The sequence below is a fragment of the Glutamicibacter sp. NPDC127525 genome, from assembly GCF_042672105.1.
Taxonomy (GTDB): Bacteria; Actinomycetota; Actinomycetes; order Actinomycetales; family Micrococcaceae; genus Glutamicibacter.
Map to the genome: position 1 here is coordinate 1 of NZ_JBHXVN010000012.1, position 26,345 is coordinate 26,345.

Genomic DNA, 26,345 nt, shown 5'->3' on the forward strand with positions numbered 1-26,345 from the left:
GGTGTGGGAGAGTAGGTCACCGCCGGACTTAACTTGAGTAGATGGTTTGAGGCCCTGGTACCGTTTGGTGCCGGGGCCTCACCTGTTTAACTAGACTATTTAAGCCGTACGCGCATCGGCCGTCCTCACCCTTCCTATCTTCATGGAAGTAGATAAGGTGTGTAGTAGAAATAACAAGATCTTCTACACGAGGGGCTTTCCTTGACCACCGAGACTACGAGTCCACTGACATACCGCGACGATTCAATTCGTCCCCAGGACGATCTCTACCGCCATAGCAATGGCAAGTGGTTCGAGACAGCAACAATTCCAGGAGATCAAGGAATTTACGGTTCCTTCATGGAACTCCGCGACCAGGCTGAGGCTGCGGTCCACGGAATCATTAATGAAGCAGTGCAGAAGGTCGATTCCGGTGCAGAAACTGACGCCGCCACCCAGCGCATTGCCCGCCTCTACAGCTCATTCATGAATGAAGCCGTTATCGAAGAACGCGGTGCCGATCCGGTTGCTGTCTTCTTGAATACTATTTCGGATATCCAGAGCACCGAACAGCTGCTCGAAGTATGCGGTTTCTTCCAGCGCAAAGGCATCAGCGGCTTCATGGATATCGGCGCGATGAACGACGCCGGCAATCCGGACCGGAACCTGCTGACCTTCCTGCAAGGCGGCCTGGGCCTGCCTGATGAGTCCTACTATCGCGAAGAGCAGTTCGCTGAAACCGTATCCGACTACCAGGACCACCTTGGCCGCCTGCTGGCCCTTGGCGGTATTGCTGATGCCGAAGCCGCGGCCGCACATGTCGTAGCGCTCGAGAAGGCCATGGCCTCGCATCACTGGGACCGGGTCAAGGTCCGCGATGCTCAGGCACGCTACAACCTGATGTCCGATGAGGAGCTTTCCGCGCTTTTCCCGGGTGTGAGGACCTGGCTGGCTGGCGCCGGCATTGAGCCGAAGTACTACAGCGAAGTTGTCGTCTGGCAGCCAAGCTACCTTCAGGGATTGTCTGAGCTATTCGGCTCCCAGCCGCTGGATGCCTGGAAGAACTGGTTGCGGGTCCAGGTGCTGCGCTCCTTCGCTCCCTATTTGTCCAGCGCATTCGTCAATGAGAATTTCTCCTTCTACTCGGCCAAGCTCGGTGGCGTGGAACAGCTCAAGGAACGCTGGAAGCGAGGTGTCGCATTCACCGAAGGTGCTGTAGGCGAAGACATCGGCCAGCTGTACGTGGCTGAGCACTTCCCTGCAGAGGCCAAGGACGCCATGGACGCGCTGGTTCAACGGCTCATCGAGGCTTACCGCATCTCGATCAGCGAACTGTCCTGGATGGGCCCGGAGACCATCGAAAAGGCACTGGATAAGCTTTCCAAGTTCCGTCCGAAGATCGGCTACCCGAACCAATGGATCGACTACTCTGCCATCCAGGCTGATGAACTGGACGTCATCGCGAATATTGCCTCGGCGAACGAATTCGAGTTCGCTCGTGAATTGAAGAAGATCGATGACGGGGTGGATCGCGAACTGTGGTTCATGTTCCCCCAGACGGTGAACGCCTACTACCACCCGCTGCTGAACGAAATCGCGTTCCCAGCGGCAATCCTGCGCCCGCCATTCTTCGACGTGAACCGCGACATCGCCTCGAATTTCGGCGGCATCGGCGCGGTCATCGGCCACGAAATCGGCCACGGCTTCGATGACCAGGGCTCGCAGTTCGATGGCACTGGCCAGTTGACCAATTGGTGGACCGATGAGGACCGGGCTTCCTTCGAGAAGCTGACCGCCAAGCTGGTGGACCAGTACAACGCGCTGTCCCCTTCAGAAGCCCCGGAACACAACGTCAACGGTGCACTGACCTTGGGCGAGAACATCGGCGACCTCGGTGGCCTGGGCATTGCCTACAAGGCCTACAAGCTCGAGTTGGCCGCCCTTGGCATACAGGAAGATGAAGTGATCGACGGCATCACCGGAGACCAGCGCTTCTTCTACTCCTGGGCCGAATGCTGGCGCACGCTGATTCGTCCGGAGACCGCGGTGGTACGCGTGACCACCGACCCGCATGCACCCGGGGAGTTCCGCTGCAACCAGGTTCCGAAGAACCTGGCATCCTTCCACGAGGCCTTCGGCACCAAGCCCGGCGATGGCATGTGGCTGGATCCAGCTGACCGCGTAGAAATCTGGTAAACCGCATAACTGAATGGATAGGGCAGGGGCAAAGCCAGCTTTGCCCCTGCCCTATCCTGCGCTACGGGCCAAGATCACTGTGTAAGGCTGATCATGAAGGGCTTCAACTGCACGCCATGACACGTAGAATGGTCTATTGTGACTTCCGAAAATAATTCCGCACAGGCCCCAGATCCAAACGACCAGCGACAGGTGCGCACCGATAAGCGCAACCAGCTGCTGGCCAAGGGCGAGGAAGCCTACCCGGTAGGCATAGCTCGCACCCACTCGTTGCAGGAAATCCGCGACAAGTACGAGCACCTCGAAGCTGGTGAAGAGACCGAAGACGTCGTCGGCATTGTCGGCCGCATCGTTTTCATGCGCAACACCGGCAAGCTGTGCTTCGCCACCTTGCAGGAAGGCGGCCAGAAGGGCGAAGGGGTTCGCCTGCAGGTCATGCTCTCGCTTGCCAACGTTGGCGAAGAGCGCCTGGCCCAGTGGAAGTCGCTCGTCGATCTGGGCGACCATGTGTTCGTGACCGGAAAGGTCATCTCCTCGCGCCGCGGCGAGCTGTCCATAATGGCAGACGCTTGGGAAATGGCTTCCAAGGCCCTGCGCCCACTGCCGGTGCTGCACGCCGATCTGAATGAAGAGACCCGCGTGCGCCAGCGCTACGCCGATTTGATCGTGCGCAACGAGGCCCGCGAAATGGTCTACAAGCGCGCCGCGATCGTCCGCGCCGTACGCAACACCCTGGAGAACCGCGGCTACGTCGAGGTTGAGACCCCGATGCTGCAGCTGGTTCACGGTGGCGCTTCGGCCCGTCCATTCAAGACGCACCTGAACGCCTTTGACCAGGAAATGACCCTGCGCATCGCAACCGAGCTGTACCTCAAGCGTTGCGTCGTTGGCGGTGTCGACCGCGTCTTCGAAGTGGGGCGCATCTTCCGCAACGAGGGTGTCGACTCGACCCACTCGCCGGAATTCACCACCTTGGAATCCTACGAAGCCTACGCCGACCAGTACGTCATGGCCGATCGCATCAAGGAAATCATCCTCAACGCCGCTGACGCCATTGGCGCCGGCCGGACCATCGAGACCCCCAAGGGCACCGCTAACCTGGACGGCGAATGGCGCTGGGTCAGCGTCTACCCTGGCCTGTCCGAAGCTGTTGGCGTGGAGATCACCCCGGAAACCGATGCTTCGGTGCTGCGCGAAGTCGCTGCGAAGCACGAAGTGAAGATCGATCCGGCCTGGGGCGCCCAGAAGCTGGTCATCGAGCTGTTCGGCGAAATCGTCGAGCCGACCTTGATCGACCCGACCTTCGTGTGCGACTACCCGCCACTGGCACAGCCGCTGGCACGCCCGCATCGCTCGAAGCCGGGAGTCATCGAGGCCTGGGACCTGATCATCGGCGGCATGGAGCGCGGTACCGCGTTCTCCGAGCTGATTGACCCGGTGATCCAGCGCGAGCGCCTGACCGAGCAGTCCCTGATGGCTGCTGGCGGCGATCCGGAAGCAATGCAGCTTGACGAAGACTTCCTTCGTGCATTGGAATACGGTGCACCGCCGATGGGCGGTATCGGTTTGGGTATCGATCGTCTGGTTATGCTTTTCACCAACGTCGGTATTCGTGAAACTATTCTGTTCCCACTCCTAAAGCCGGAGGCATAGGAATGCCATATATTGAGGCGATCGTCCCGACAATCGGCCTGGCGCTGCTTTTCTGGTACGTGATGAAAGCAATTACAAACGCGGATCGAAAAGAACGCCAAGCTGAAGCTGAAGCTGATGCGCTAATTCAAAATCGCTCGGATTCTAATAATCCAGTAAACGAGAATTAGTCTTTCCTGAAAGAACCTTGTGAATTCTGATGATAATTAGAGTTTAGTGCGGCTATTTGTATATGCTTGTTGTTTGAAATGGGCTGATGATCGAATGTCAGTTGGTCCAGTACATTCAAGCTCGGAGGAATTCCTAAATGGCACGTCAGGTTCAAATTGCCCTGATCGACGATATTGATGGTAGCGAGGCGACTGAATCTATTGCATTCAGCGTCGCTGGTCAGCATTTTGAAATCGACCTGAACGACGAGCATGCTGCTCTGTTCCATGCAGCCATCGAGCCGTACATCGATGCGGCGCGCTCGTCGAAGCAGACTGCAGCGAGCGAAGCTCCAGCAATCCGCGCATGGGCGAAGGAAAACAACATCAAGGTCAACGCACGCGGACGCCTTAATGCAGAAGTTGTAGATGCCTACAATGCTGCAATGCGCAAGGGCGGACGAAACCGCGCGAAGTAATTTGCGAGGTTTTCAACAAGTCTCAATATAAGAGCCGGCACGCAATGCGTGCCGGCTCTTATTCTTATAACGACGTTCGTAATTCATCCAATACTTTCATTGAACATCGCAATATTGGCGAGCCAAGTAAATCTGGAAATTAATTGCACCTCAATTACGGATTTCCGGTACCAGGGGACCGCTTCGGTTATCCCTGTGGCGAACAAGGGCGCATTGCCGGCGCTTGGTGCGTAGCATCGAATTATTGGTAAGCAAGGAGTGTGCCGAAGATGTTTGAGAGATTTACCGACCGTGCCCGTCGAGTTGTCGTGCTCGCCCAAGAAGAGGCGCGCATGCTCAACCACAACTACATCGGCACCGAGCACCTGTTGCTCGGTCTAATCCACGAAGGCGACGGTGTCGCCGCAAAGGCGCTTGAGTCGCTGAATATTTCGCTGGGTGCCGTTCGTGAGCAGGTTCAGGAGATTATCGGCAAGGGCCAGCAGGCGCCTTCCGGTCATATCCCGTTCACTCCTCGCGCCAAGAAGGTTTTGGAGCTCTCGCTGCGCGAAGCGCTGCAGCTGGGGCATAACTACATTGGTACCGAGCACATTCTGCTCGGCCTGATCCGCGAGGGCGAGGGCGTCGCAGCCCAGGTACTGGTGAAGCTGGGCGCTGACCTCGGTCGCGTGCGCCAGCAGGTCATCCAGCTGCTCTCGGGCTACCAGGGCGGCAAGGAAACTGCCTCCGCTGGCGTCAGCTCGGGCGGACAGCAGGAAGGCACCCCGGCAGGCTCGGCGGTGCTCGACCAGTTCGGCCGCAACCTCACCGCAGCTGCCCGCGAGGGCAAGCTCGATCCAGTGATTGGCCGCGAGCACGAGATGGAACGCGTCATGCAGGTCCTCTCGCGCCGTACCAAGAACAACCCGGTGCTGATCGGCGAGCCTGGTGTCGGCAAGACCGCAGTCGTCGAGGGCCTGGCCCAGTCGATCGTGCGCGGCGATGTGCCCGAGACCATCAAGGACAAGCAGCTGTACACCCTGGACCTCGGTTCCCTGGTGGCCGGCTCCCGCTACCGCGGCGACTTCGAGGAACGCCTGAAGAAGGTCCTCAAGGAAATCCGCACCCGTGGCGATATCATCCTGTTCATCGACGAGATCCACACCCTCGTTGGTGCTGGTGCCGCCGAGGGCGCCATCGATGCCGCGTCGATCCTCAAGCCGATGCTGGCTCGTGGCGAACTGCAGACCATCGGTGCCACCACCTTGGATGAGTACCGCAAGAATATCGAGAAGGATGCAGCGCTTGAGCGCCGCTTCCAGCCGATCCAGGTCAAGGAGCCTTCGGTAGAGCTGACCACGCAGATCCTGCGTGGCCTGCGCGACCGCTACGAGGCGCACCACCGCGTGACCATCACCGATGGTGCACTGCAGGCCGCTGCCACGCTGGCGCACCGCTACATCTCCGATCGCTTCCTGCCGGACAAGGCCGTGGACCTGATCGACGAGGCGGGCGCACGCCTGCGCATCCAGCGCATGACCGCTCCTCCGGCCTTGAAGGAAATGGACGAGGAAATCGCCACCGTGCGCCTGGAGAAGGAAGCTGCGATTGACGCGCAGGACTTCGAAGGGGCTGCCTCGCTGCGCGATAAGGAATCCAAGCTGATTGAGGCCCGCAACGAGAAGGAGAAGTCCTGGCGCAATGGCGACATGGACGAAGTCTCCGAGGTGACCGAGGACCTTATTGCCGAGGTACTTGCCAACTCCACCGGCATCCCGGTTGTGAAGCTGACCGAGGAAGAGTCCACGCGCCTGCTGAACATGGAAGACGAGCTGCACAAGCGCGTCATCGGCCAGGACTCGGCGATCAAGGCCATCTCCCAGGCGATCCGCCGTACCCGTGCAGGCCTGAAGGATCCGAACCGCCCAGGTGGTTCGTTCATCTTCGCCGGCCCAACCGGTGTAGGCAAGACCGAGCTGGCCAAGGCGCTGGCAGAGTTCCTCTTCGGTGAAGAAGACGCGCTGATCACCCTGGACATGTCCGAATACTCGGAGAAGCACACCGTTTCCCGGCTCTTCGGTGCTCCTCCGGGCTACGTCGGCTACGAAGAGGGCGGGCAGCTGACCGAGAAGGTCCGCCGCCGTCCGTTCTCCGTAGTGCTCTTCGACGAGGTCGAGAAGGCGCATGCCGACTTGTTCAACTCATTGCTGCAGATCCTGGAAGACGGCCGCTTGACCGACTCCCAGGGCCGTGTGGTGGACTTCAAGAACACCATCATCATCATGACCACCAACCTCGGTACCCGCGACATCTCCAAGGGTGTGATGACCGGCTTCCAGTCGGCCGCGGATACCAAGACCGGTTACGAGCGCATGCAGGCCAAGGTCCAGGAAGAACTGCGTCAGCATTTCCGCCCTGAATTCCTGAACCGTGTTGATGACACCGTGGTCTTCCCGCAGCTGAACCAGGACGAGATCGAAGAAATCGTCGACCTGTTCATCGCACGCCTGGCCAAGCGCCTGGAAGAACGCGAGATCACCATCGAGCTGACCCAGGCTGCCCGCAGCCTGCTGGCCCAGCGCGGTTACGATCCAGCAATGGGTGCCCGACCGCTTCGCCGCACCATCCAGCGCGATATCGAGGACCAGCTCTCCGAGCGCATCCTCTTCAGCCAGATCGTTGCGGGCCAGAAGGTCACCGTCGACGTCGAGGGCGAAGGCGAGAGCCGCAAGTTCGTCTTCCACGCTGAAGGCGGCACCGGCCAGCTGGAAGGCGAGCCGGCACCGGCAGCACTGGAAAGCTAGGCCGCAGAGGCATAACCCATAGCCGTGGAACTGACAACGTTCAGTTCCACGGCTATTGGCTTTAATCCGGCCATGTCGTAGGCTCAACACATGAAGAAGCGAAGCAAAGGGCAACAGCTGATTGCCGCTTCCTGCCTCGCAGTCATGGCCTATTCAGCCCTGTACCTTCTCCTCCGTCCCCAGCTTCCTGGACAATTGGTGCGCCATGCCGGCACCGACGGAGCCGGATACGGCCCAACGTGGCTGGTGGTGCTGGTGATTGGTGCCGCGGGCACGCTCAGTATTGCCATCGGCATCATTGCCTACCGCGACTTCACCTCATTGGGGCACTGGAACCCGGGACCGAAATCGATTGTGGTCTGCTTCCTGGCCGCTGGCTTCGGAATCCTCGGACTGGGCGCTGCCATGCTTCTCGCTGCCATGGGAGAAGACGCCGCGCAGCAAGGCACCCTGCCTATTGGCATGGGACTGCTTGGGCTGATCGGAGTCTTCGCGCTTTCCGCCTCGCTGCTGGCAAAGGCATTGCCCCAGGCGGAGCAAGAAAGCCTCGACGCCTGAAGAGCAATCGATTCCCTCCGGGCGTGCTGGGCTTAGCGGGCCACCGCCTTGGCTACCAACTCGGCAAGCATTTCTTCGAGCTGCCCATCAAGCGCGGTAATGGCGAACGAGGTGGGCCATAGGGTGCCCTCATCCAGCTGCGCAACATCGTTGAAGCCGAAAGTCAGGTAGCGGGTACCGAACTTCTTGGCATCCTGCATGAAGCACAAGATCTTGCCGTCCAAAGCGTAAGCGGGCATGCCATACCAGGTTTTCGGCTCCAATTCCGGAGCCGTCTCGGTGATGATCCGGTGCAGCTTCTGCGCAAGCACCTTGTCGTTGCCCTCGAAGGAAGCAATCTTCTCTTCCACTTCCTTGCGGGCCTGTTCCGCCTTCTCGGCTTTGGTCATGCGCTTCTTCGAAGTGCGCACCTCAGCGGCCCGCTCTTTCATCGCGGCCTTCTCGGCGGCTGAAAAGCCTTCTTGTTCTGAACTGCTCATGCTTCTTCTCCCTGAACTGCTTGGTTGATACGGACCATATTTCCCGAAGGATCGCGGAAGGCGCAATCGCGCGGACCCCACGGTTGGTCCATTGGCTCCTGCAGGACTTCAGCGCCCGACGCGCTCAAAGTTTCAAAGACCTTGTCCAGATCATTGGTGGACAGCACCAGCGGGCCGATCGCGCCCTTGGCTACCAGCTCGGCCAAGGCCTGCGCATCGGCAGCTGACCGGCCAGCGCCCGGAGCCGAAAGCACCAGGCTGGTGCCGGCACCGTCGGAGCCGCCAAGGGACACCCAGCGGAAGCCGCCGTTGGCGACATCGGAGAGGACCGTGAAGCCCAGCGCATCGCGGTAGAACGCGAGCGCCTCATCCACATCGAGCACGGTCAAAGGGACATGATTGATTGAAATGCTTGCCATGGCTCCAGCCTAGGGAGCGCCGACCAGATAGCGCTTCTTCAAAACTGCTCAGAATCTCTCGGGACGCAAAAGGATCTTGGCGATGCAGGCAGGGATCTGCTCGGTGGCTGAATGGTCCCGTTCCCGGTATGACGAGGGAGTTTCGCCGACCACTTCGGTGAAGCGCGTGCTGAAGGAACCCAGAGAGGTCCATCCCACTTGCATGCAAGCATCTGTTACCGAGACCGATGCGCGCAGCAGATGCATGGCGCGCTCGATACGGCGGGTGAGCAAATAGGCATGCGGGGTCTCGCCATAGGCCCGCTTGAACTCCCTGGAAAAATGAGCAGGAGACATGGAAGCACGCTGGGCCAACGCAGGCACATCCAATGGTTCCGCATAGTGCCGGTCCATCAGGTCCCTGGCCCGGCGCAAGTGCGCCAGGGTTTTCAGCGCTTCGGCATCCACCGGCTAGCCCCGGTTCCTGGCTCGCAGGACAAGGAATGCACCCAGCACCGTTGAGCACAGGTAGATCCCGGTGACGGTGATCCAGCCCGCGGTGAAGCCACCGACCGAGCCGACCAGCAGGCCCATGGCCAAGGGCCCCACGGTGAAACCGCCAAACTGGCCCGCCGAGACGATTCCGCTGGCACTTCCCAGGCGGCTTGCGGGGATCACCCGCAGCAAGCCCGCCATCAGCACTACCGAAACTCCCAGGGCCGAGGCGCCGTGCAGGCAGACCGCTAGCCAGAGCAAGGCCACCGAGTGCAGCTGCTGGGCCATCAGGAAGCTGGCACCGCCCGCAGTGGCCAGCGACGCCAGCAGCAGCAAGAGCTTAGGAGCTGATACGCCGCGTGACATCATCTGCCCCCATCCGACGCGGGCGGAAACGCCAATGACGCCAGCGACCGCGGCGGTCAGGCCGCCAGCGACCAAGGAGAAGTCCAGCTCGCGGACCGCAAAGAGCGCCAGGTAGACGTTGGTCGCCTGTACGCCGACACCGTTGATGAAACCGAATAGGGCCAGCGCAAAAATGACGAACTTCGTGGAGGGGGCGGCCGCAGCCACCGGCTGGCTCGCGCCCGTTGCCGCCTTCTGCGGGGCAGGCGCGGCGAGCATGGGAGTCGCGCGGATAACCCGTACAGCGATCACCGCGAGGACCGCGGCGAGCACGGCGCCGGCCAGCGATGCTCCGTTCCAGCCAATGAATGCAGCCAGCAGCGGGAACCCCACGCTGCCTATGAGCTGTGAAACCTGCACGCCAGACTGCTTGATGCCGGTCCACGTGATGCGCTGGGCACTAGGGACGCGCTGGGCCAGAATGCGGTTGGTGACCCCGTTGGGGAATGACTGGGCGAAGCCGGCCAAACCGGAAGCCGCCAGGAGCAAGACGTAGCCTGCGGGAATGGCTGCCAAGCCCAGCGCGACCGCCGTCGTGCCGAAGATCAGCAGGACCAGCCTGGTATCCGGTTGCCTGTCGGAGAACTTCCCGAAGACGGCGTTACCCAGTGCGGCGCAGCCGAAGCACACTGTCGCCAACAGGCCGAACTGGGATTCGGTGATTCCCAAATCCCTGATGACCAGGTCGCTGGTGGCGTTCAACCCGTAATTAAGCAGGGGAGCGATGCCGACGGCGGATAGGAGGATGGCAAGCAACCCGAATCCGGGGCGTGCTGTTCTAGCTGGCATCCTCATCCTTGCTCCAGTGCGACTTCAATGTTCAAGTTTATCTTGGCACACCGTGTTGCGGGATGTTCCTTCAATGACATATCCGGCATCTGCTTCGATTCTGCAAACGGTGGGGCATAGGATTTAGAACGTGAACTCTTTTACCGTCCGCTCAGCCAGAACCAGTGATGTCAACGCTATCCGCAATCTTGTGCGCCCGTTGGCCGAGGAACGGATCCTGCTGGATAAGGAAGCGGTCACCTACTACGAGTCCATCCAGGAATTCCTGGTCGCCGAGGACGCGGACGGCAATGTTGTCGGCTGCGGCGGTTTGCACGTCATCTGGGAAGACATCGCCGAAATCCGTACCTTGGCGACCTCGGGCGAGCTGCGTGGCAAGGGCGTAGGCCATGTCCTGCTCTCCGAACTCTTGGAACGTGCCCGGGAAGTCGGGGTTGGCCGCGTCTTCTGCCTGACCTTCGAAGTGGATTTCTTCATACGCCAAGGCTTCAAGGTGATGGCTGACCAGAGCGCCGTGGATCCAGCGGTATACCAGGAGATCCTGCTCTCCCGGGATGAAGGCGTTGCTGAATTCCTGGACCTCGCCCGCGTGAAGCCGAATACCTTGGGCAACACCCGGATGATCATTACGCTGGACTGATACTTCTAGTCCATCCGGTCGTAGCGCGCACGGAATACCAGGTACAGCGCGTAGCAAACCAGGCCCGCACCGATAGCAACCAGGGCAACCGGCCCAAACGGCTGATCCTGGATGGCCTTCAGCGCGCCATCGATGCCGCTGGCCTCTTCCGGGTCGCGCTGTACCGTGGCCACGATGAAGAGCAGGCCCACGGCACCGAGGACTACGCCTTTGGCAGGATAGCCCAGCATGCCCGAGTACTTGATCGCGCGCGATACCTCGGTATTTCCGGAACCGGAGAGATCCTTCAAGAACTTCCGGGTGGCACCCTTGTAGATGTAGTAGCCGGCCATGGCCAGCAGCCCCAGGCCCAAGGCGATCAGCAACCCCCGGCCAAGTCCGGTCTTCATCATTTCTCCGCTGAAGCTGGTGGCAGTCTTTCCCGAATCACTGGGAATTCCCACCGCAAACCGCCCAAAGGTGAAGCCGACAGCCAAGAAGGACACCGAGATGGCCGCGGACTTGAGCCTGCCCTTCAGCTCGTTTTCGGGCAAGAAGGCCTGCGCCAAGGACCATAGGCCCAGCAATAGTGCGCCGATTGCGCAGATCCACAGCAAGACCATGCCGAAAGGCTGCTCTGCCAAGGCGCCCATGGCTCCGCCCTGATCGGCTTCCGCCTTGCCGCCGGCAGCGACGAAAGCTGCGAGGATTCCCACGGTTGCGTGAAGTACGCCGTTGGCGACGTATCCCAGGCGTGCGGCGCGTTCGAACCATGGGTGCTTGGCTACGTGGCGAACAGCAGCGGCCGGATCAACTGAAGCGTTCATGGGCTAAGCATAGGTAGGCATCAGGGCATAAAGCTAGCCGCTTCTGGCTCGTTCCGGGCCGATGCTACGAAGGCAGGCGGATTCCATCTTCTTCGGCGATCGCCAGGCCATCTTTGAGCAGCCCGGCCAGTGCCCGTTCACGCTGCTCCAATGGTGATTGCAATTGGTCAAGCGCCACATACCTTGCATGCGATTCATGGGACAGCTCGGCCAGGAAGGACTGCTCTGGCACCGCCTGCTCATGCTCGCGCAGGATCGCCATGATGGCGCCGCGGACCTGCCGGTCCGTACCCTTCCAAGCTTGTCCCTTCGGGATGTAGTGCGGGGCCGGCTGCCCCTGGGCAATCCATGCGCACTGCTGGAAGACCGGGCATTGCTCGCACTTCGGGCTGCGAGCGGTGCACACCAGGGCACCGAGTTCCATTACCGAAATATTCCACAGATTCGCTGCCTGATGATCCTCGGGCTGGACTTCTGCAGCCCGGGCGAATTCACTGGCACGCGGGCTTGGCTCGGGCAATGCCATGCCGCCAAAGAGCCGTGCATGCACGCGGCGAATGTTCGTGTCCACGACAACGGTGCGCTCGCCGAAGGCAAAGCAGGCAATGGCGGCCGCGGTGTAGGAGCCGATGCCCGGCAAGGCCAGGAGCTCGGCTTCGGTGCGCGGGACTTCGCCGTTGTACTCGGTGGTGATCTCCACGGCGGCGGCATGCAAGCGCTGCGCGCGCCGCGGATAGCCCAGCCGTCCCCACGCTTTCAGTGCTTCGGACAGCGGTTCCGCAGCCAGATCCTGCGGCCGTGGCCAGCGGCGCATCCATTCTTCCCAAACCGGCAAGACACGAACTACCGGAGTCTGCTGGAGCATGAACTCGCTGACCATGACTTCCCAGCCGCTCACTCCGGGGCGTCGCCAAGGCAGGTCGCGGGCGTTCTCTAGGTACCAGGTGTTGATGGTGTTGTGGATTTGCTGCACCCCACCACTCTAAGCCAGCGCACCGTCCGCCCGGAATCAGCGGGAATGGATTGCAGAACGTGATTTGCCCTGGATCCTACGCCATTACCGGCTTCGGGCAGGCAAATGAATTAGCCTTAAGCCATGAGCAACGCATCAGGGGGGAAACCATCGGCCAGCGTCTACCGGCGCAGGCGGATCACCGTGGCAGTACTTGCCCTGGTGCTCGTCGGCCTGCTTGTCTGGGGCGTCGTTGCGCTGGCCGGATTGTTCTCCCCTGATGAGAAGAAAACTGCAGGCAATGAGCCAAGCGCCCAGCAAACCCAGTCGGTTCCTTCGCCATCGCCAGAGCCGGAAGACGACGAAGCTGCGGCCAAGAAGTGCAAGAGCGACGAGGTCGAGATTACTGCGACTACCGATGCGAAAAGCTACGCCTCGGACAAGAAGCCGACCTTGCTGCTGGGCATCGAAAATGTTTCCAAGCGCGAATGCGAATTGAACGTCGGAACCACGCAGCAGGAGTTCCTGGTTTCCAGCGGCGCGGACCGCATCTTCTCCACCATCGATTGCCTGGATGGCGCAGAAGATGTGAATCTGGCCTTCAAGCCGGGGCAGAAGGAGAACGCGCGCTTCACCTGGAACCGCGAGCGTTCGGCTCCCGGGTGCAAGTCGGTCAGCGTGCAGCCGCGTCCGGGAACCTACAAGTTCACCGCCGCTATCGGCGACTTCGTTTCGGAGCCGGTCACCTTCACCTTGGAGTGAAAACGCCTAGATGTAGCGATCCAGCAACGAGGATTCGGCCATGCGGGCCAGCCCTTCCCGGATGGAGCGTGCACGCTGCTCGCCGACGCCCTCGATTTCCATGAGCTGGCTGGTGGACGCTGCCATGAGCAGCTGCAAGTTATCGAAGGACGCCACCAGGCGGTCCCCGACCAGCTTGGGCACCGTGCGGATCTGCGAAAGCAGGCGGTAGCCCTTCGGGGTCAGCTGGTCGTCTTGGCCAATGGTGGAGTGCGGGAACAGGATCTTGGTCAGGCCATCAAGCTCAATGAGCTGGGCATCGGAAACTTCATGCAGCGTCTCCAGGGCACGCTCGATATCCAGCTCCTGGCCTTCAGCGTCGGAATAGTCCCGCAGGAGCAACTGGTTATCCGCCTGGATGCCGGAGAGCAATTCCGCATGCTGGGCCGCCAGCAGGCGCCCATCGATGCCCAGCTCCAGCACGTAGCGGGAGATTTCTTCGCTGGTACGGCGCAGCATCTCGGTGCGCTGCAAGACAGCGAGCACTTCCCGCGCGGTGGCGACATCTTCAATTTCCGCAGCTGACAGGGCGCTGGTGACCTGGTCCAGGCGGTGGCGGTACCGTTCCAAGGTAGCAATAGCCTGGTTGCCGCGGGCCAGCAGGCGCTCGGCTGGCTCGAGCACATGGCGCTCGCCGTCGGCATAGAGGGTGATGGTCTGCATGGACTGCGAAACCGAAATCGTCGGGAACCCGGTTTGCGCGGCTACGCGTTCTGCCGTGCGGTGGCGGGTGCCGGACTCCTGGGTTTCAATCTGCGCATCCGGCATCAGCTGCACGCCGGCCTGCTGGATCTGGCGTCCTGTGCCGTCCAGAATGATCGCGCCGTCCATCTTGGCCAGTTCGCGGATGCGTGTAGGCGTGTATTCGGTGTTGATCCTGAAGCCGCCGGAGCTGATCGACTCCACGAGCCTGTCATGGCCCAGCACTATGAGAGCGCCAGTACGGCCGCGCTGGATCCGTTCAAGACCCTGGGCGAGCTCGGTACCCGGGGCAATCTGGGCCAGAACGGCAAGGAATCCGGGGGTTGGGTGCGCTTTCAACTTGCGTCCTTTCGGCGGGCAGCAACAATCAAGTTTATCCTGCGGGCTTCTGTCGCTGGTTAAACGCAATATCCAGCGCCTGCGCGATGTTCTCCACCTGGAATACGCGGATGCCCTCGGGGATATTCTTCAACGGTTCCGGGGTGGCCGGAGCCATCGCGAAAGAGAAGCCCAGACGCTGCGCCTCGGTGATGCGCCGTGAGATTTCCGGTACTTGCCGAACTTCGCCGGCCAAGCCGACTTCGCCGAAGGCCACGAAGTCCTGCGGCAGCGGGAATTCATTCATCGAAGAAGCCAATGCCAGCGCGCAGGCCAGATCCGAGGCGGGTTCGGCAATTTTCACGCCACCCACGGTGGCGATATACGAGTCCATGGACGACAGATCCATATGCGCGCGGGCCTGCAGCACCGCCACAACCATTTGCGCCCGCGCGGCATCCAAGCCACTGGTGGCCCGGCGGGCAGCAGGGGCATTGCTGCGCGAGAGCAAGGTCTGCACCTCGGCAACCAGCGGCCGGCGGCCCTCCATCGTGACGGTGATGCAGGTGCCCGGCACCGGGGTGCGGGTTCGGGTGACGAAAAGCTTGGAAGGATCGGTCAGCGATTCAATGCCGTCTTCATTCAAATCGAAGCAGCCCACCTCGTCGGTGGCTCCGTAGCGGTTCTTCAGCGCGCGCAGGATGCGCAACCGCGAATGCTTCTCGCCATCGAACTGGCAGACCACGTCCACCAGGTGCTCGAGCAGCCGTGGGCCGGCGACCGAACCTTCCTTGGTCACGTGGCCGACCATGATGGTGGACATGGCTCGGGTCTTGGCCGCGTTGATGATCGAGGCAGCGACTTCGCGCACCTGGGAAACGCCGCCGGCAGCGCCGTCCACCTCTGCCGAGGAGAAGGTCTGCACCGAGTCCAGGATCAGCAGCTGCGGATCGATCTCCTGGATCTGGCCCAAGGCCAGAGCCAGGTCGGTTTCGGCGGCCAGGAACAGCGTATCGGCGATGGCGTTGATGCGTTCGGCGCGGGACTTTACCTGCGCGGCGGACTCTTCACCGGTTAGATAGAGCACGCGCAAGCCGGTTTGCGCGGCTTTCGCGGCAACGTCCAAGAGCAGCGTGGACTTGCCCACGCCAGGTTCGCCGGCCAGCAGGATCGCGGCTGCCGGAACCAGGCCGCCACCGAGCACGCGGTCAAGTTCGGAGACGCCACTGGGGCGGAAGGCCGCTTCGGAGCCGTCAATCTGCGCGATCGGCTTGGCTGGGTGGGCCACCTTGGCCGCGGCTACGGTACGGGCGGAGACGACACCCACTTCTTCGACAGTGCCCCAGGCCTGGCATTCGCCGCAGCGGCCCACCCACTTAATCGTGGTCCACCCGCATTCAGAGCATTTGAACGATGCGGAAGACTTGCTGCGAGTGGAGGTTTTGGCCATGGCTCAATGCTATCGAGCTATGCGGACATTTTCGTTCAGGACAGCTTGGGCAGCACTTCGATGGCTTCTTCGTGTTCGCGGCCTGCCGCTTCGAGCAGATCCACCACCATCGGGCGCAGCAGCAAGACCAGGCCTTCGCCCTGGAGCCCCTCAACTCCCAGGGCGCGCGGATCCAGTTGGGCGGCGACGCCTTCGAGCTGCAGCTGGGCGGCCTTCTCGTATTTGCGTTGGCCAGCCACCGTGGTTTCGCGCACCGAGTGCGCCAAGGTGTTGACCGCCTCGGATAGCTCGCGCATCAGGGGAGCCAAGGTTTGCGCGCCTTCCGGGGTCAGTGCGCTGTTGCTGAGCACGGAAGCAAGGCGCCGGGCGAAGACCCGCGAGTTGCGGGCGGCCCAGTCGTAGTGGTTGAAACGCTTGGATAGCCGGTTCAGTTCATGGCGGTGGCGACGCCCGGTGGGGGAAATCGTTGCGATTTCCTTCGAAGCGCGGAAGGCGGCTGGCAGCATATCCAGGTACTTCTGGGTTCCGCGAGCCTTGATCAGTGCGTGGAAGGCTGCGCGCCGGTCATCGTCGCGGATGGCCCAGGCGCATTCCAAAAGCGCTTCGGAGAGCTCCTTGAACAGATCCGATAACGCGGACACCGGGCTGCGCCGCGGGTCGGTAGGCCAGAAAATAATCACCAGCAGGGCAAGCAGGGACCCGGTCAGGGCATCGATGGAACGGGCAAATGGCCCATCCGCGCTGATGGGCAGCAGCACTACCAGTGCCGATTGCATGCCCAGCTGGGTGGAGAAGATGGCACCGGAATCCAAATAGCGGGCAATGACCAGACTCAGCGACATCACCAGTGCGGCCTGCCAGATCCCCTGCCCGAACCAGTGCATGAGGGTATCGCCCAGCGCCACCCCCAGGGTGCACCCCAGGGCGACTTCGGCGGTTTTGCGCACGGTGGTGGAGGCGCCGAAGCCCAGGGAAACCAGCGCGCTGGTGGCTGCGAAAATCGGTTGGGAATGTCCCCAGATGCTTTCGGCGATCCAAAAGGCTCCGATTGCGCCAAGCGTCATGCGCAGGATTCTAGGCAGGGAGTTGCGCGAGCGTATCAGCCCAGCGCGATTGCGCTGCGCTATGAATCCGAATAGATGCGCTGGCATGCGCTTCACTTTCCGCCCAGTTGCCATGGCTTCAGTCTTCCACGTGTTCGGCGGCAGGTGGCAGAAGCTGCCGGGATATTGCGCTGGTGAACAGGATCACTTGGCTTCGGGTATGTTGTTAACCTTATGTTCACCTTTGCCGGGGGAGCTGGTTACTTTCGATCTTTAACGTCGTAGATGAAGCGGGAAGACGCCGCTGAAGGTTTTACATCGATCTACCAACATGGGGAGTAAATCTCGTGAAGCTCAATCGCTTTGGCAGCGCAGCTGCTGTTCTTTCCGTAGCGGCACTCGCGCTGACCGCTTGCGGCTCGGATAACCCAACCGCCGCAGCAGGTTCTGAAGGTGCCGAGGCGTCGGCAGCATCCGGTGTCACCGGAACCCTGACCGGCATCGGCGCATCCAGCCAGAACTCGGCCATGGAAGCATGGACCACCGGCTTCAAGACCGCCAACCCGGAAGCCAACGTGCAGTACTCGCCAGATGGCTCCGGCGCAGGCCGCGAAGCATTCCTGGCAGGTGGCGCGCAGTTCGCCGGCTCGGATGCATACCTGAAGGAAGACGAAGCCGAAAAGGCCAAGGAAGTTTGCGGCCCAGAAGGCGCATTCAACATCCCGGCCTACGTTTCGCCGATCGCGATCGCTTTCAACCTCGAAGGCGTTGAAGAGATCAACATGGACGCAGCCACCATCGCCAAGGTGTTCAAGAAGGAAATCACCAAGTGGAACGATGAGGCTATCGCCAAGCAGAACGAAGGCGTTGAACTCCCGGACACCGCAATCACCGTGGTGCACCGCAATGATGAGTCCGGTACCACCGAGAACTTCGTCGAGTACCTGAAGGCCGCAGCGGCTGACGTTTGGAGCTACGATGTTTCCGGCGACTGGCCAAGCGACATCCAGTCGGAGAATGCCAAGGGCACCTCTGGCGTGGTTTCGACCACCACCTCCACCAACGGCGCAATCACCTACGCCGACTTCTCCGCAGTGGGCGGCCTGTCCACCGTGAACGTGAAGGTCGGCGAGGAATACACCAAGATTTCTGCTGAAGCAGCTGCCAAGGCCCTGGAGACCGCAACCCCAGTTGAAGGCGCAGCCGAGAACGACCTGGCTCTGGACCTGGAGCGCGACACCACCGAAGCGGGCACCTACCCAATCGTCCTGGTTTCGTACCACATCTTCTGCAGCAGCTACAAGGACCAGGCAACAGCCGATCTGGTCAAGGCCTTCGGCAACTACGTCATCTCCGAAGATGGCCAGAAGACCGCGCAGGCTTCGGCAGGCAACGCCCCGATCTCGGCAGCCATTGCCGAGAAGGCAAAGAAGTCGATCGACGGCATCACCGTCGCCGAGTAGTACCCCGCCGGGCAACCGGCACCAGGTGCGGGTGGACGAACTCACCCACCCGCACCAGCAGTACCCCTCCACCCCCGCAGTGAAAACTGCACCACCCCCGTTTCGTAAAGGCTCTAGCCATGACTACCAATGCTTTGACAAGCAAGTCATCGACTTCCGGCCGCGCTGGTGACAAGATCTTCTCCGGTGCCGCCCTGGGCGCCGGTGTCCTGATCCTGATCACGCTCTTCGCGGTCGCGGTCTTCTTGCTGATCCAAGCCCTGCCGACGTTCTTCGCCGATCCGGCGGAGATTTCCGGCGGCGCAGGATTCTTCGCTTACATCTGGCCGATTGTTATCGGCACCGTGATCGCAGCGGCTATCGCGCTGCTGATCGCCACCCCGATCGGCATCGGCGTGGCGCTGTTCATCTCGCACTTCGCTCCACGCAAGGTCGCAGGCCCGCTGGGCTACCTGATCGATCTGCTCGCCGCGATCCCCTCGGTGATCTACGGCGCGTGGGGCTACATGGTGCTCGCTCCGGCTCTGGTTCCAGGCTACGAATGGCTGGCCAAGAATCTGGGCTTCATCCCCATCTTCGAAGGCCCCGCCAGCCAGACCGGCAAGACCATGCTCACCGCCGGCATCGTGCTGGCCGTGATGGTGCTGCCGATCATCACCTCGCTGAGCCGCGAGATCTTCTTGCAGACTCCCAAGCTGCACGAGGAAGCCGCGCTGGCACTGGGCGCAACCCGCTGGGAAATGATCACCACCGCGGTGATCCCGTTCGCCCGTCCGGGCATCATTTCCGCCATCATGCTGGGTCTGGGCCGCGCCTTGGGCGAGACCATGGCCGTTGCGCTGGTGCTCTCCACCGGCAACCTGATCCCATCGCTGATCAAGACCGGCAACCAGACTATCGCCGCGGAAATCGCCTTGAACTTCCCTGAGGCCTTCGGCCTGCGCCTGGCAGAGCTGATCGCCGCCGGCCTGGTCCTGTTCCTGATCACCCTGGTCGTGAACATGATCGCTCGTGGAATCATCGCCCGCCACAAGGAATTCTCGGGAGCTAACTGATGAGCACCATGACTACTAACCAGAGCAACAGGCCCGGGGCCCCGACTCCACCGGTGCGCAAGCGCAACTCCTTGGCCAAGGGCAAGCTGCCGAAGTGGGCCATCTGGGCGATCGCCGCAGGCGCCATCATTGTCGGCGCGGCAGCGTCCACGCTGACCGGCTTCAACGTTGCCTCCTTCGCCATCTACTCGGCGCTCATCTTCCTGGTGGCCGCCTCCGTGATCACCACCGCAGCTGAAGGCAAGCGCCGCGGCAAGAACGCGATGTGGACCTACCTGATCTACGCGGCGTTCATCGTCGCCGTAATCCCGCTGGTATCCGTGCTCTATACGGTGCTGGAAAAGGGCATGCCGGGCCTGAATAGCCACTTCCTGTTCAGCTCCATGAACGGCGTGACCGGCGCGGTGGACAATGAATCCGTCGCCAATGGCACCCCGGTAGTCGGCGGCGCGTACCACGCGGTGATGGGCACCTTGCTGATCACCCTGTGGGCCACCTTGATCTCCGTTCCGGTGGGCATGCTGACCGCTGTCTACCTGGTGGAATACGGGCAGGGCAAGGCGCTGTCCAAGGCGATCACCTTCTTCGTCGACGTGATGACCGGCATTCCTTCGATCGTTGCTGGCCTGTTCGCAGCGGCCTTCTTCGGCATGATCCTGGGTCCGAACGCCCGCATGGGCATCGTCGCGGCGGTCGCGTTGAGCGTGCTGATGATCCCAACGGTGGTCCGCTCCACCGAGGAAATGCTCAAGATCGTTCCCAACGAACTGCGTGAAGCTTCCTTCGCGCTGGGCGTGCGCCGCTGGCGCACCATCTTGAAGGTCGTCATCCCGACCGCGATCTCCGGCATCGCCTCGGGCGTCACCCTGGCCATCGCCCGCGTGATCGGAGAGACCGCGCCAATCCTGGTCACCGCAGGCATCGCAAGCCAGATCAACATGAACGTCTTCGCAAACTGGATGTCCACGCTGCCGACGTTCATCTACTACCAGATCCTGACTCCGACCAGCCCGACGAACATCGACCCGTCGGTGCAGCGCGCCTGGGCTGCTGCCCTGCTGCTGATCTTCATGGTCATGGCTTTGAACCTCATCGCCCGCCTGGTCGCTTCGATCTTCGCCCCAAAGAAGGGCCGTTGAGCTAAGGCTCCGGTCCGGACAAACCCGAACTTTTCAAGGATTACATCATGGCAAAACGCATTGACGTCAACGACCTGAACGTCTACTACTCCAAGTTCCTCGCCGTTGAAGGCGTCTCGATCAACATCGAGCCGAAGTCCGTCACCGCTTTCATCGGCCCCTCGGGCTGCGGCAAGTCCACCTTCCTGCGCACCCTGAACCGCATGCACGAGGTCATCCCGGGCGGCCGCGTCGAGGGCCAGGTCCTGCTGGACGGCGATGACCTGTACGGCGCCGGCGTCGACCCGGTCACCGTGCGCAGCCAGATCGGCATGGTCTTCCAGCGTCCGAATCCGTTCCCGACCATGTCCATCAAGGACAACGTGCTCGCCGGAGTGAAGCTGAACGGCCAGCGGATTTCCAAGTCCGATGCCGATGCCCTGGTCGAGAAGTCGCTACGCGGCGCCAACTTGTGGAACGAAGTCAAGGATCGCCTGGACAAGCCGGGCTCGGGACTCTCCGGCGGCCAGCAGCAGCGCCTGTGCATCGCCCGCACCATTGCGGTCAAGCCGGACGTGATCCTGATGGATGAGCCTTGCTCGGCATTGGACCCGATCTCCACCCTGGCTATCGAGGACCTGATCAACGAGCTGAAGAACGACTACACCGTAGTGATCGTGACCCACAATATGCAGCAGGCTGCACGTGTGAGCGACAAGACCGCGTTCTTCAACATTGCGGGCACCGGCAAGCCGGGCAAGCTCATCGAGTACAACGACACTGCAGCCATCTTCTCCAACCCGGAGCAGAAGGCCACCGAGGATTACGTCTCCGGACGCTTCGGATAAAGATTTCGGATACCGCCGCTCCTTGAGCTGGCGGTAGACGGACCGGAAGGGGGGTCTTCCGGGGATCCTGGAGGGGATCACCGCCAGCGGCGCACCGATTACGGTGCGCCGCTGCACTTTAACTATTCATGTAAAGCACCCTTGACTGTAAAGCACACTTGTCAGTAAAGTGTGGTTTACATCAATAGGGATAGGGGACAACGATGGATTCAAAAGCAGTTGGCCAGAGCAAATGGGGCCGTTCGCGCTTCGGTGGCGGGTCGGGCGCCCTGATTGCCGTCAGCCTCAGCGCAGGGGCAGTGCTTTCAGCCGGTGCAGGTGTGCTCTTCGCCCGGCTGAACGCCCCGGAGCATTTCGTCTTGGCAGCGTTGCTCATGGCCGCTGGCTTGCTGCCGGTGCTTTCTACAGCTTGCTGGGCGTTGCTGCTGGATCGCGACACCCTGCGCGGTGCCACAAGGAACCCCGAGATATCGGTGGAGAGCCAGTGGTATGACAGAGCTGCCATCGGAGTGTTCCAGGATTTGCTGTTAGTTTGCGGCCTCGGTGGCGCAGTGTTCTCCTTCATTCAGATCCAAGCATCACTTGGCCTCGTTCTGGCTGGTGTCGTGCTGCTGGCGTTGCTTGACTTCGGAATCCGCTATTTCATCATTAAGCGGGCAGAAAGCTAGTGGAGAACAATCTCAGTGCATACCGCAGGGAACGCGGGTTCTCCCAGCAAGCATTGGCCGACCTGCTGGGCGTCTCGCGGCAGACCGTCATCTCGCTCGAAAAAGGCCGCTACGACCCGTCCCTGCCGCTGGCATTCAAGCTCTCAGCGGTCTTCGGCTGCAAAATCGAAGACCTCTTCATTCCGGGCAAAGACTAGGCGTTGCCCAGCAGCGGGTGCACCGCCAGGGTGAGAATCGCGCCGCAGGCAACGCAGGCAATCGGGGTCAGCACCCAGTGCAGCAGCACCTTGGTGACATTGCGCCACACCACCGATTCGAAAGACTGGTTATTGCCGGCACCGACGATGCCGCTGGTTACCGCCTGCGTGGTGGACAGCGGCAGGTGCAAGACGAGCGAGCCGAGGAACAGCATTGCCGCGGCTACGCCCTGGGCGATCATGCCGCGCAGCGGATCGAAGTTCACCAGCCGGCGGCCGAGCGTATAGGTGATGCGCCATCCGCCCAGGAGCACGCCAAGCCCCAGTGCCGAGGCCGCGGCCAGCTGGATAGCCCAGGTCACGGGCCCCGGGTCCATTGCATGACCGGTGATCAGCACCAGTGCGATCATCGCGCCGGTGCGCTGGCCATCTTGCAGCCCCAGTCCCAGGGCCACGGCGCAGGCGGTGATGGCCTGGCCTGCGCGCGAGCCGTTGTTGACCGAACGCGAGGAGTTGTGGCGCATCAGCCAGGTCGCCGGAATCACCAGCGCATAGGACAACAGGTAGGCGATGACCGGGGTGATCAGCATGGGCAGCAGCACCGAGCCGAGCAGCAGACCCCAGGCCCCGGACATCGACAGGTCGCCCATGAAAGCCGAGGCGCCGCTGGCGCCCACCAAGCCGGAGAACAGCGCATGGGTGGAACTGACCGGCAGGCCGCGCCACCAGCAATACAGGCCCCACGCGCCGGCGGTCAGCAAGCCGCAGATCAGCAGCTTCAATCCGACGACGCCATCGGGGAGGTTGAAGTTCAGCTTGTCTACCAGCGCCACACTCAGCCCCGAGGTCGCCAAGGTGCCGAGGAAGGCGAATACCGCCGCCACAGAGACCGCAATGGCCGGGCGCAGCGCCCTGGTGCGGACGGAGGCCGCAACGGCCGTAGAGGCATCCCTGAAGCCGTTGAGCACGCCATAGCCCAGGGTCAGGACGATCGCGAATCCGGTGAGGACCGAAAGGATGGTCATTTCCCCTAGGACTCCTTCACCAGCACGCGACCCAGGTGGTCGGCGAACTGGCGCAGGGTGTTGGCGGTAAGCATCAGGTGGTCGGCCACGCGCTGGTGGCGGTGGATGGTCCCTGGCTTGGCGAACTTCGCGATCTCATTGACCCACACCAGGTGGGTTCGGGCCGCGCGCTTGGAGAACTGCAGCATCTGCAGCCAGTTGTCTTCCAGGTCATCGAGGTTATGCAGGCGCTGGACCGAATCGGAGGCCAGCTCGGCCAGCTGCGAAATGAGTTCAAGCTGCTCCGAGGAACGCTCGGAAAGCGGGGTGGAGCCAACGGTCATGATCAGTTCGCCGGTACCGCGCAGCTGTTCCATGGTTTCGTGCAGCAAGCGCGAGAGCGTGTACATGTCTTCGCGGGGAAGCGGGCTGATATAGCTGGTTCGCAGGTGGGTGAGCACCGCGTGCACCAGATCGGAGGCCTCGGCTTCCGCGGAGGCCAGATCCCGCAGCTGGTCCGCACGGGTATCGGGTGAGCCGATCATCTCGGCGACATTGGCAACGGAGGCGCGAATGGTCGTCGTCAACCCGCACAGCAACTCGATGCCGCGCGAGGCGGAGGGAAAGATCTGGAACTTCACTTTACGGCGCACCATTCGATTCGACGGCTATTGGTACCAACGCAGAACAGTTTACGACGTGGAAGTTAACACCGGGTATTTGAAGGTGCCGGACCGGGAACGCCTCTCGGCGGAAGGCCGCTCGAAGCGGCAGAATTTTGGAGCCCGGGGTTACCAGCGGCCCGGCACCGTTACCTAGTGTTCTCGCCCTACCGGTGTGCTGTCAACCGCAGGGCTGCGCTCGTGCCTTTTCTCACGCTAGCGGCGCACGCTCTTCTCCGCTCCGCTCAGGCAGAGCAGCGCGCAGCAGAACCAGATCGCTCCCGCCGGCCCCAAACCCGCGGCGACCGTACTCGAGATGATCGGCAAAGCTACTTGTCCGACCCGGTTTCCCATGAGCCGCACGGCCAATGCGGCACCGCGGTCCACCGCCGGCACCGAGGTGGAAATCATGGTCATGGTCATCGGCTGGCCCAGGCCCAGGAAGAAGCCGCCGACCAGCAACGCGGCCCCGGAGGCCCACAGCGAATCGATGAAGATCGGGGCCAGCGCGATGGCTATGCCCGAAATGTACAAACTGGTGACCAGCAGGTGGTTGCGTTCGAAGTGGGCCGAGAGCTTGGGGATGAACAGCCGCGAAACTACCGAAGCGAAACCTCGAATGGCCAAAAGCACACCAACATCTTCGGGTGTGACGCCATGTTTCTCCGCCACCAGCGGCAAGAAGGCCGTGAGGATGTCCAGCATGGCCAGCAAGGTCATCGAGGCGAACATGTGCGAAGCCATGCCCTTGATGCGCAAGACCGAGGGAATGGAGGCTTCGGACTTCGCCGGGCGGGTTTGCGGCGCCGTCTTGGAAATCCTCGGCTGCCAGCTCGGAAGCAAGAAGGGGACAGCTAGCAGCGAGCACCCGGCCGCAATCCACAGCGACAGGCTGATGCCGGCGATGCGCTCAGGGGAGACGGCATCGGTACCGGAGCCGAGCACCAATCCGCCAATCAGCGGCCCGATGAATTGCCCAGCCGCGTAGGCGGCCGTGAACCAGCCAAAGCCCTTGTCCAGATCGCTGTCGGGGAAGAACCGGGCGATGGAAGATTGCCCGCCAATGGTGAACATCAAGTGCCCGAGCCCGAGCACGGCACTGGCCAGCGCCACGGTCAAGGCATTCGGGGAGAAATTGATGCCGATGCCGCCAGCGGCCAAGAGGGCCACGCCGGCAACCATCAGGAACCGGATCCTGCGGATTCGCGAACTGGCCCGGCCCAGCATCATTGCGGTGAATAGCGGGAGGATGGCATAGGCCGCGGTCACCACGCCGACGGTGAACTCGCCGGAGCCAAAAGAGATGAGCTTATAGGTGGTCACCGGACGAATGAGGTTCAGCGCCGTTTGGGAAAGCAGCGCCGTTGCGATCAGGATCAGCAACCAGCGTACGAGCCCTGAAGAGTTGGTCCTCGATGCGGCGCCCACACCCACCTGCCTAAAATTGAGGGGCAACTTCCTCAACCCATCCTAAGGGCGCGGGATCATGTTTCAGTCCAATGCGTCCTGGCGCCAAAGCCGGGCGCAGGCTTCCAGATCCACGGCGGTGCCCATCAGGGCCTTGGCCTGCTGGGTCAGCTTGGTTCCCCGATCGCTGCTGGAAAAATCCGCGGCATCGGCATGCTCGGTCATGCCCAGCGCCAGTACCCGGCAATAGGCGGCGGTGCGTTCCAAGGCGTGGGCGAAGTCGCCATCGAAGGCGCCGGAGAGAATCGACCCGGTCATCTTCTTCATCTCCTCGGCGGTCGGCGGCTCGGCCACTCCGGCGACGATGCGTTCGACCTGGGCACGATGGGCTCCAGCCTGGAAGCGTGCAGAATGCACCTCGGGCTTGCTCATTGTTGCCGCGCGAACCGCATACAAGCGCCACAGGGCACCTGGCAGGGAGCGGGCCGGAGCCTCGCTCCACAGCTGCGCGAGCACCTCCAGCCCTTCTTCTTCGGCCACCGCAATCAGCCGGCGTGAAACTTCGGGGTCGTTGTTGGCAATGCCGCGCTGCACGAAAGCCTGGGCGGACAGATGGGCTGCCTCGGATACGCGCGCCGGATCAGCGCCTCCCTCGTAGGGCTCGAAATCTGCCGGGGCGAAGGGGCGTGGTTTGTGATGGCGGAATCCCGCATCCTGGGCAACTTTTGATCCTGCACGTGCACCTCTCATGCGCTCCAGAATACTCGCTGATCCTGAGTTCTGCGCCAACAAGTGATTTAGCTTGCAAACCCCAAGATCCAGCGGAAATTACAGGCTGCCGAATTGCG

The 26,345-nt window shown here is 61.7% G+C and carries 28 protein-coding genes; 15 read left to right on the forward strand and 13 right to left on the reverse strand.

Annotated features, from left to right (window positions below):
• The first annotated feature begins 201 nt into the window (after positions 1–201).
• The 6 genes from ACFVHU_RS18220 (at position 202) to ACFVHU_RS18245 (ending at position 7,797) form a co-directional block, all read left to right on the forward strand.
• Complete coding sequence (locus ACFVHU_RS18220; protein WP_105662699.1) at positions 202–2,175, forward strand: M13 family metallopeptidase; 1,974 nt, start codon at positions 202–204, stop codon at positions 2,173–2,175.
• A gap of 138 nt (positions 2,176–2,313) precedes the next feature.
• Positions 2,314–3,828, forward strand: coding sequence for a lysine--tRNA ligase (gene lysS / locus ACFVHU_RS18225; RefSeq protein WP_105659018.1), 1,515 nt, complete (start codon positions 2,314–2,316; stop codon positions 3,826–3,828).
• Positions 3,829–3,830: 2 nt separating this feature from the next.
• Entirely contained in the window at positions 3,831–3,998 is a 168-nt protein-coding gene (locus ACFVHU_RS18230; protein WP_166650875.1) for a hypothetical protein, read from the forward strand.
• Between the two features lie 137 nt (positions 3,999–4,135).
• Positions 4,136–4,456: an Lsr2 family protein gene (locus tag ACFVHU_RS18235; protein WP_388025975.1), complete on the forward strand. Its 321-nt coding sequence runs from the start codon at positions 4,136–4,138 to the stop codon at positions 4,454–4,456.
• Between the two features lie 269 nt (positions 4,457–4,725).
• The gene (locus tag ACFVHU_RS18240) at positions 4,726–7,239 is read left to right on the forward strand and encodes an ATP-dependent Clp protease ATP-binding subunit (RefSeq protein WP_105659016.1); all 2,514 of its coding nucleotides are present in this window, start codon (positions 4,726–4,728) and stop codon (positions 7,237–7,239) included.
• A gap of 90 nt (positions 7,240–7,329) precedes the next feature.
• Positions 7,330–7,797, forward strand: coding sequence for a hypothetical protein (locus ACFVHU_RS18245; protein ID WP_105662701.1), 468 nt, complete (start codon positions 7,330–7,332; stop codon positions 7,795–7,797).
• Between the two features lie 32 nt (positions 7,798–7,829).
• Here the strand turns inward: ACFVHU_RS18245 and ACFVHU_RS18250 are convergent, their stop codons facing one another.
• The 4 genes from ACFVHU_RS18250 to ACFVHU_RS18265 are packed head-to-tail and all read right to left on the reverse strand — an operon-like array spanning position 7,830 to position 10,363.
• On the reverse strand, positions 7,830–8,276 hold the full coding sequence (locus ACFVHU_RS18250; protein WP_105659014.1) for an iron chaperone: 447 nt from the start codon (positions 8,274–8,276) through the stop codon (positions 7,830–7,832).
• Entirely contained in the window at positions 8,273–8,695 is a 423-nt protein-coding gene (locus ACFVHU_RS18255) for a VOC family protein (RefSeq protein ID WP_105659013.1), read from the reverse strand. The genes ACFVHU_RS18250 and ACFVHU_RS18255 overlap by 4 nt, the downstream gene beginning before the upstream one ends.
• 48 nt (positions 8,696–8,743) lie before the next feature.
• Positions 8,744–9,088 (reverse strand): helix-turn-helix transcriptional regulator, encoded by a 345-nt coding sequence (locus tag ACFVHU_RS18260; protein WP_219844379.1) that lies wholly within the window; start codon positions 9,086–9,088, stop codon positions 8,744–8,746.
• A gap of 57 nt (positions 9,089–9,145) precedes the next feature.
• Complete coding sequence (locus tag ACFVHU_RS18265; RefSeq protein ID WP_388025979.1) at positions 9,146–10,363, reverse strand: MFS transporter; 1,218 nt, start codon at positions 10,361–10,363, stop codon at positions 9,146–9,148.
• A gap of 130 nt (positions 10,364–10,493) precedes the next feature.
• Here ACFVHU_RS18265 and ACFVHU_RS18270 point away from each other — a divergent pair, with 130 nt between their 5' ends.
• The gene (locus tag ACFVHU_RS18270; protein WP_105659010.1) at positions 10,494–11,003 is read left to right on the forward strand and encodes an amino-acid N-acetyltransferase; all 510 of its coding nucleotides are present in this window, start codon (positions 10,494–10,496) and stop codon (positions 11,001–11,003) included.
• A gap of 5 nt (positions 11,004–11,008) precedes the next feature.
• On the opposite strand, the gene ACFVHU_RS18275 is transcribed toward ACFVHU_RS18270, so the two are convergent.
• On the reverse strand, positions 11,009–11,809 hold the full coding sequence (locus ACFVHU_RS18275) for a DUF1206 domain-containing protein (RefSeq protein ID WP_105659009.1): 801 nt from the start codon (positions 11,807–11,809) through the stop codon (positions 11,009–11,011).
• A gap of 64 nt (positions 11,810–11,873) precedes the next feature.
• Positions 11,874–12,782: an A/G-specific adenine glycosylase gene (locus ACFVHU_RS18280; protein ID WP_105659008.1), complete on the reverse strand. Its 909-nt coding sequence runs from the start codon at positions 12,780–12,782 to the stop codon at positions 11,874–11,876.
• Between the two features lie 123 nt (positions 12,783–12,905).
• On the opposite strand from ACFVHU_RS18280, the gene ACFVHU_RS18285 reads away from it, so the two are divergent.
• Positions 12,906–13,523 carry a hypothetical protein gene (locus ACFVHU_RS18285; protein ID WP_105659007.1) on the forward strand — a complete coding sequence of 206 codons (618 nt, stop codon included), beginning with the start codon at positions 12,906–12,908 and terminating at the stop codon, positions 13,521–13,523.
• Positions 13,524–13,529: 6 nt separating this feature from the next.
• On the opposite strand, the gene disA is transcribed toward ACFVHU_RS18285, so the two are convergent.
• The 3 genes from disA to ACFVHU_RS18300 are packed head-to-tail and all read right to left on the reverse strand — an operon-like array spanning position 13,530 to position 17,096.
• A complete protein-coding gene (gene disA / locus ACFVHU_RS18290) occupies positions 13,530–14,603 on the reverse strand; it encodes a DNA integrity scanning diadenylate cyclase DisA (protein ID WP_105659006.1) in 1,074 nt (357 codons plus the stop codon).
• Positions 14,604–14,637: 34 nt separating this feature from the next.
• Complete coding sequence (gene radA / locus ACFVHU_RS18295; RefSeq protein ID WP_105659005.1) at positions 14,638–16,032, reverse strand: DNA repair protein RadA; 1,395 nt, start codon at positions 16,030–16,032, stop codon at positions 14,638–14,640.
• A 35-nt stretch (positions 16,033–16,067) separates the two neighbouring features.
• The gene (locus ACFVHU_RS18300) at positions 16,068–17,096 is read right to left on the reverse strand and encodes an aromatic acid exporter family protein (protein WP_286134711.1); all 1,029 of its coding nucleotides are present in this window, start codon (positions 17,094–17,096) and stop codon (positions 16,068–16,070) included.
• Between the two features lie 326 nt (positions 17,097–17,422).
• Here ACFVHU_RS18300 and pstS point away from each other — a divergent pair, with 326 nt between their 5' ends.
• From pstS to ACFVHU_RS18330, 6 genes are all read left to right on the forward strand, one after another.
• Positions 17,423–18,538, forward strand: a complete 1,116-nt coding sequence (gene pstS, locus ACFVHU_RS18305; RefSeq protein ID WP_105659003.1) for a phosphate ABC transporter substrate-binding protein PstS — start codon at positions 17,423–17,425, stop codon at positions 18,536–18,538.
• A gap of 119 nt (positions 18,539–18,657) precedes the next feature.
• A complete protein-coding gene (gene pstC, locus ACFVHU_RS18310; RefSeq protein ID WP_388025986.1) occupies positions 18,658–19,593 on the forward strand; it encodes a phosphate ABC transporter permease subunit PstC in 936 nt (311 codons plus the stop codon).
• Entirely contained in the window at positions 19,593–20,732 is a 1,140-nt protein-coding gene (pstA, locus tag ACFVHU_RS18315) for a phosphate ABC transporter permease PstA (RefSeq protein ID WP_105659001.1), read from the forward strand. The genes pstC and pstA overlap by 1 nt, the downstream gene beginning before the upstream one ends.
• A gap of 47 nt (positions 20,733–20,779) precedes the next feature.
• Complete coding sequence (gene pstB, locus ACFVHU_RS18320; protein WP_105659000.1) at positions 20,780–21,559, forward strand: phosphate ABC transporter ATP-binding protein PstB; 780 nt, start codon at positions 20,780–20,782, stop codon at positions 21,557–21,559.
• Positions 21,560–21,762: 203 nt separating this feature from the next.
• Entirely contained in the window at positions 21,763–22,227 is a 465-nt protein-coding gene (locus ACFVHU_RS18325) for a hypothetical protein (protein WP_105658999.1), read from the forward strand.
• Positions 22,227–22,424: a helix-turn-helix transcriptional regulator gene (locus ACFVHU_RS18330; protein ID WP_388025990.1), complete on the forward strand. Its 198-nt coding sequence runs from the start codon at positions 22,227–22,229 to the stop codon at positions 22,422–22,424. The genes ACFVHU_RS18325 and ACFVHU_RS18330 overlap by 1 nt, the downstream gene beginning before the upstream one ends.
• Here the strand turns inward: ACFVHU_RS18330 and ACFVHU_RS18335 are convergent.
• Both ACFVHU_RS18335 and ACFVHU_RS18340 read right to left on the reverse strand, forming a co-directional pair.
• Complete coding sequence (locus ACFVHU_RS18335; RefSeq protein WP_388025993.1) at positions 22,421–23,449, reverse strand: anion permease; 1,029 nt, start codon at positions 23,447–23,449, stop codon at positions 22,421–22,423. The genes ACFVHU_RS18330 and ACFVHU_RS18335 overlap by 4 nt on opposite strands.
• Positions 23,450–23,454: 5 nt before the next feature.
• The gene (locus ACFVHU_RS18340; protein ID WP_388025996.1) at positions 23,455–24,015 is read right to left on the reverse strand and encodes a hypothetical protein; all 561 of its coding nucleotides are present in this window, start codon (positions 24,013–24,015) and stop codon (positions 23,455–23,457) included.
• Between ACFVHU_RS18340 and ACFVHU_RS18345 the strand changes: the two genes are divergently transcribed.
• Complete coding sequence (locus ACFVHU_RS18345) at positions 24,002–24,247, forward strand: hypothetical protein (RefSeq protein ID WP_181148953.1); 246 nt, start codon at positions 24,002–24,004, stop codon at positions 24,245–24,247. The two genes, ACFVHU_RS18340 and ACFVHU_RS18345, sit on opposite strands and share 14 nt — an antisense overlap.
• 59 nt (positions 24,248–24,306) lie before the next feature.
• Here the strand turns inward: ACFVHU_RS18345 and ACFVHU_RS18350 are convergent, their stop codons facing one another.
• Both ACFVHU_RS18350 and ACFVHU_RS18355 read right to left on the reverse strand, forming a co-directional pair.
• On the reverse strand, positions 24,307–25,518 hold the full coding sequence (locus ACFVHU_RS18350; protein WP_332727355.1) for an MFS transporter: 1,212 nt from the start codon (positions 25,516–25,518) through the stop codon (positions 24,307–24,309).
• A gap of 63 nt (positions 25,519–25,581) precedes the next feature.
• Complete coding sequence (locus ACFVHU_RS18355) at positions 25,582–26,247, reverse strand: hypothetical protein (protein WP_105658994.1); 666 nt, start codon at positions 26,245–26,247, stop codon at positions 25,582–25,584.
• Positions 26,248–26,345: the final 98 nt, after the last annotated feature.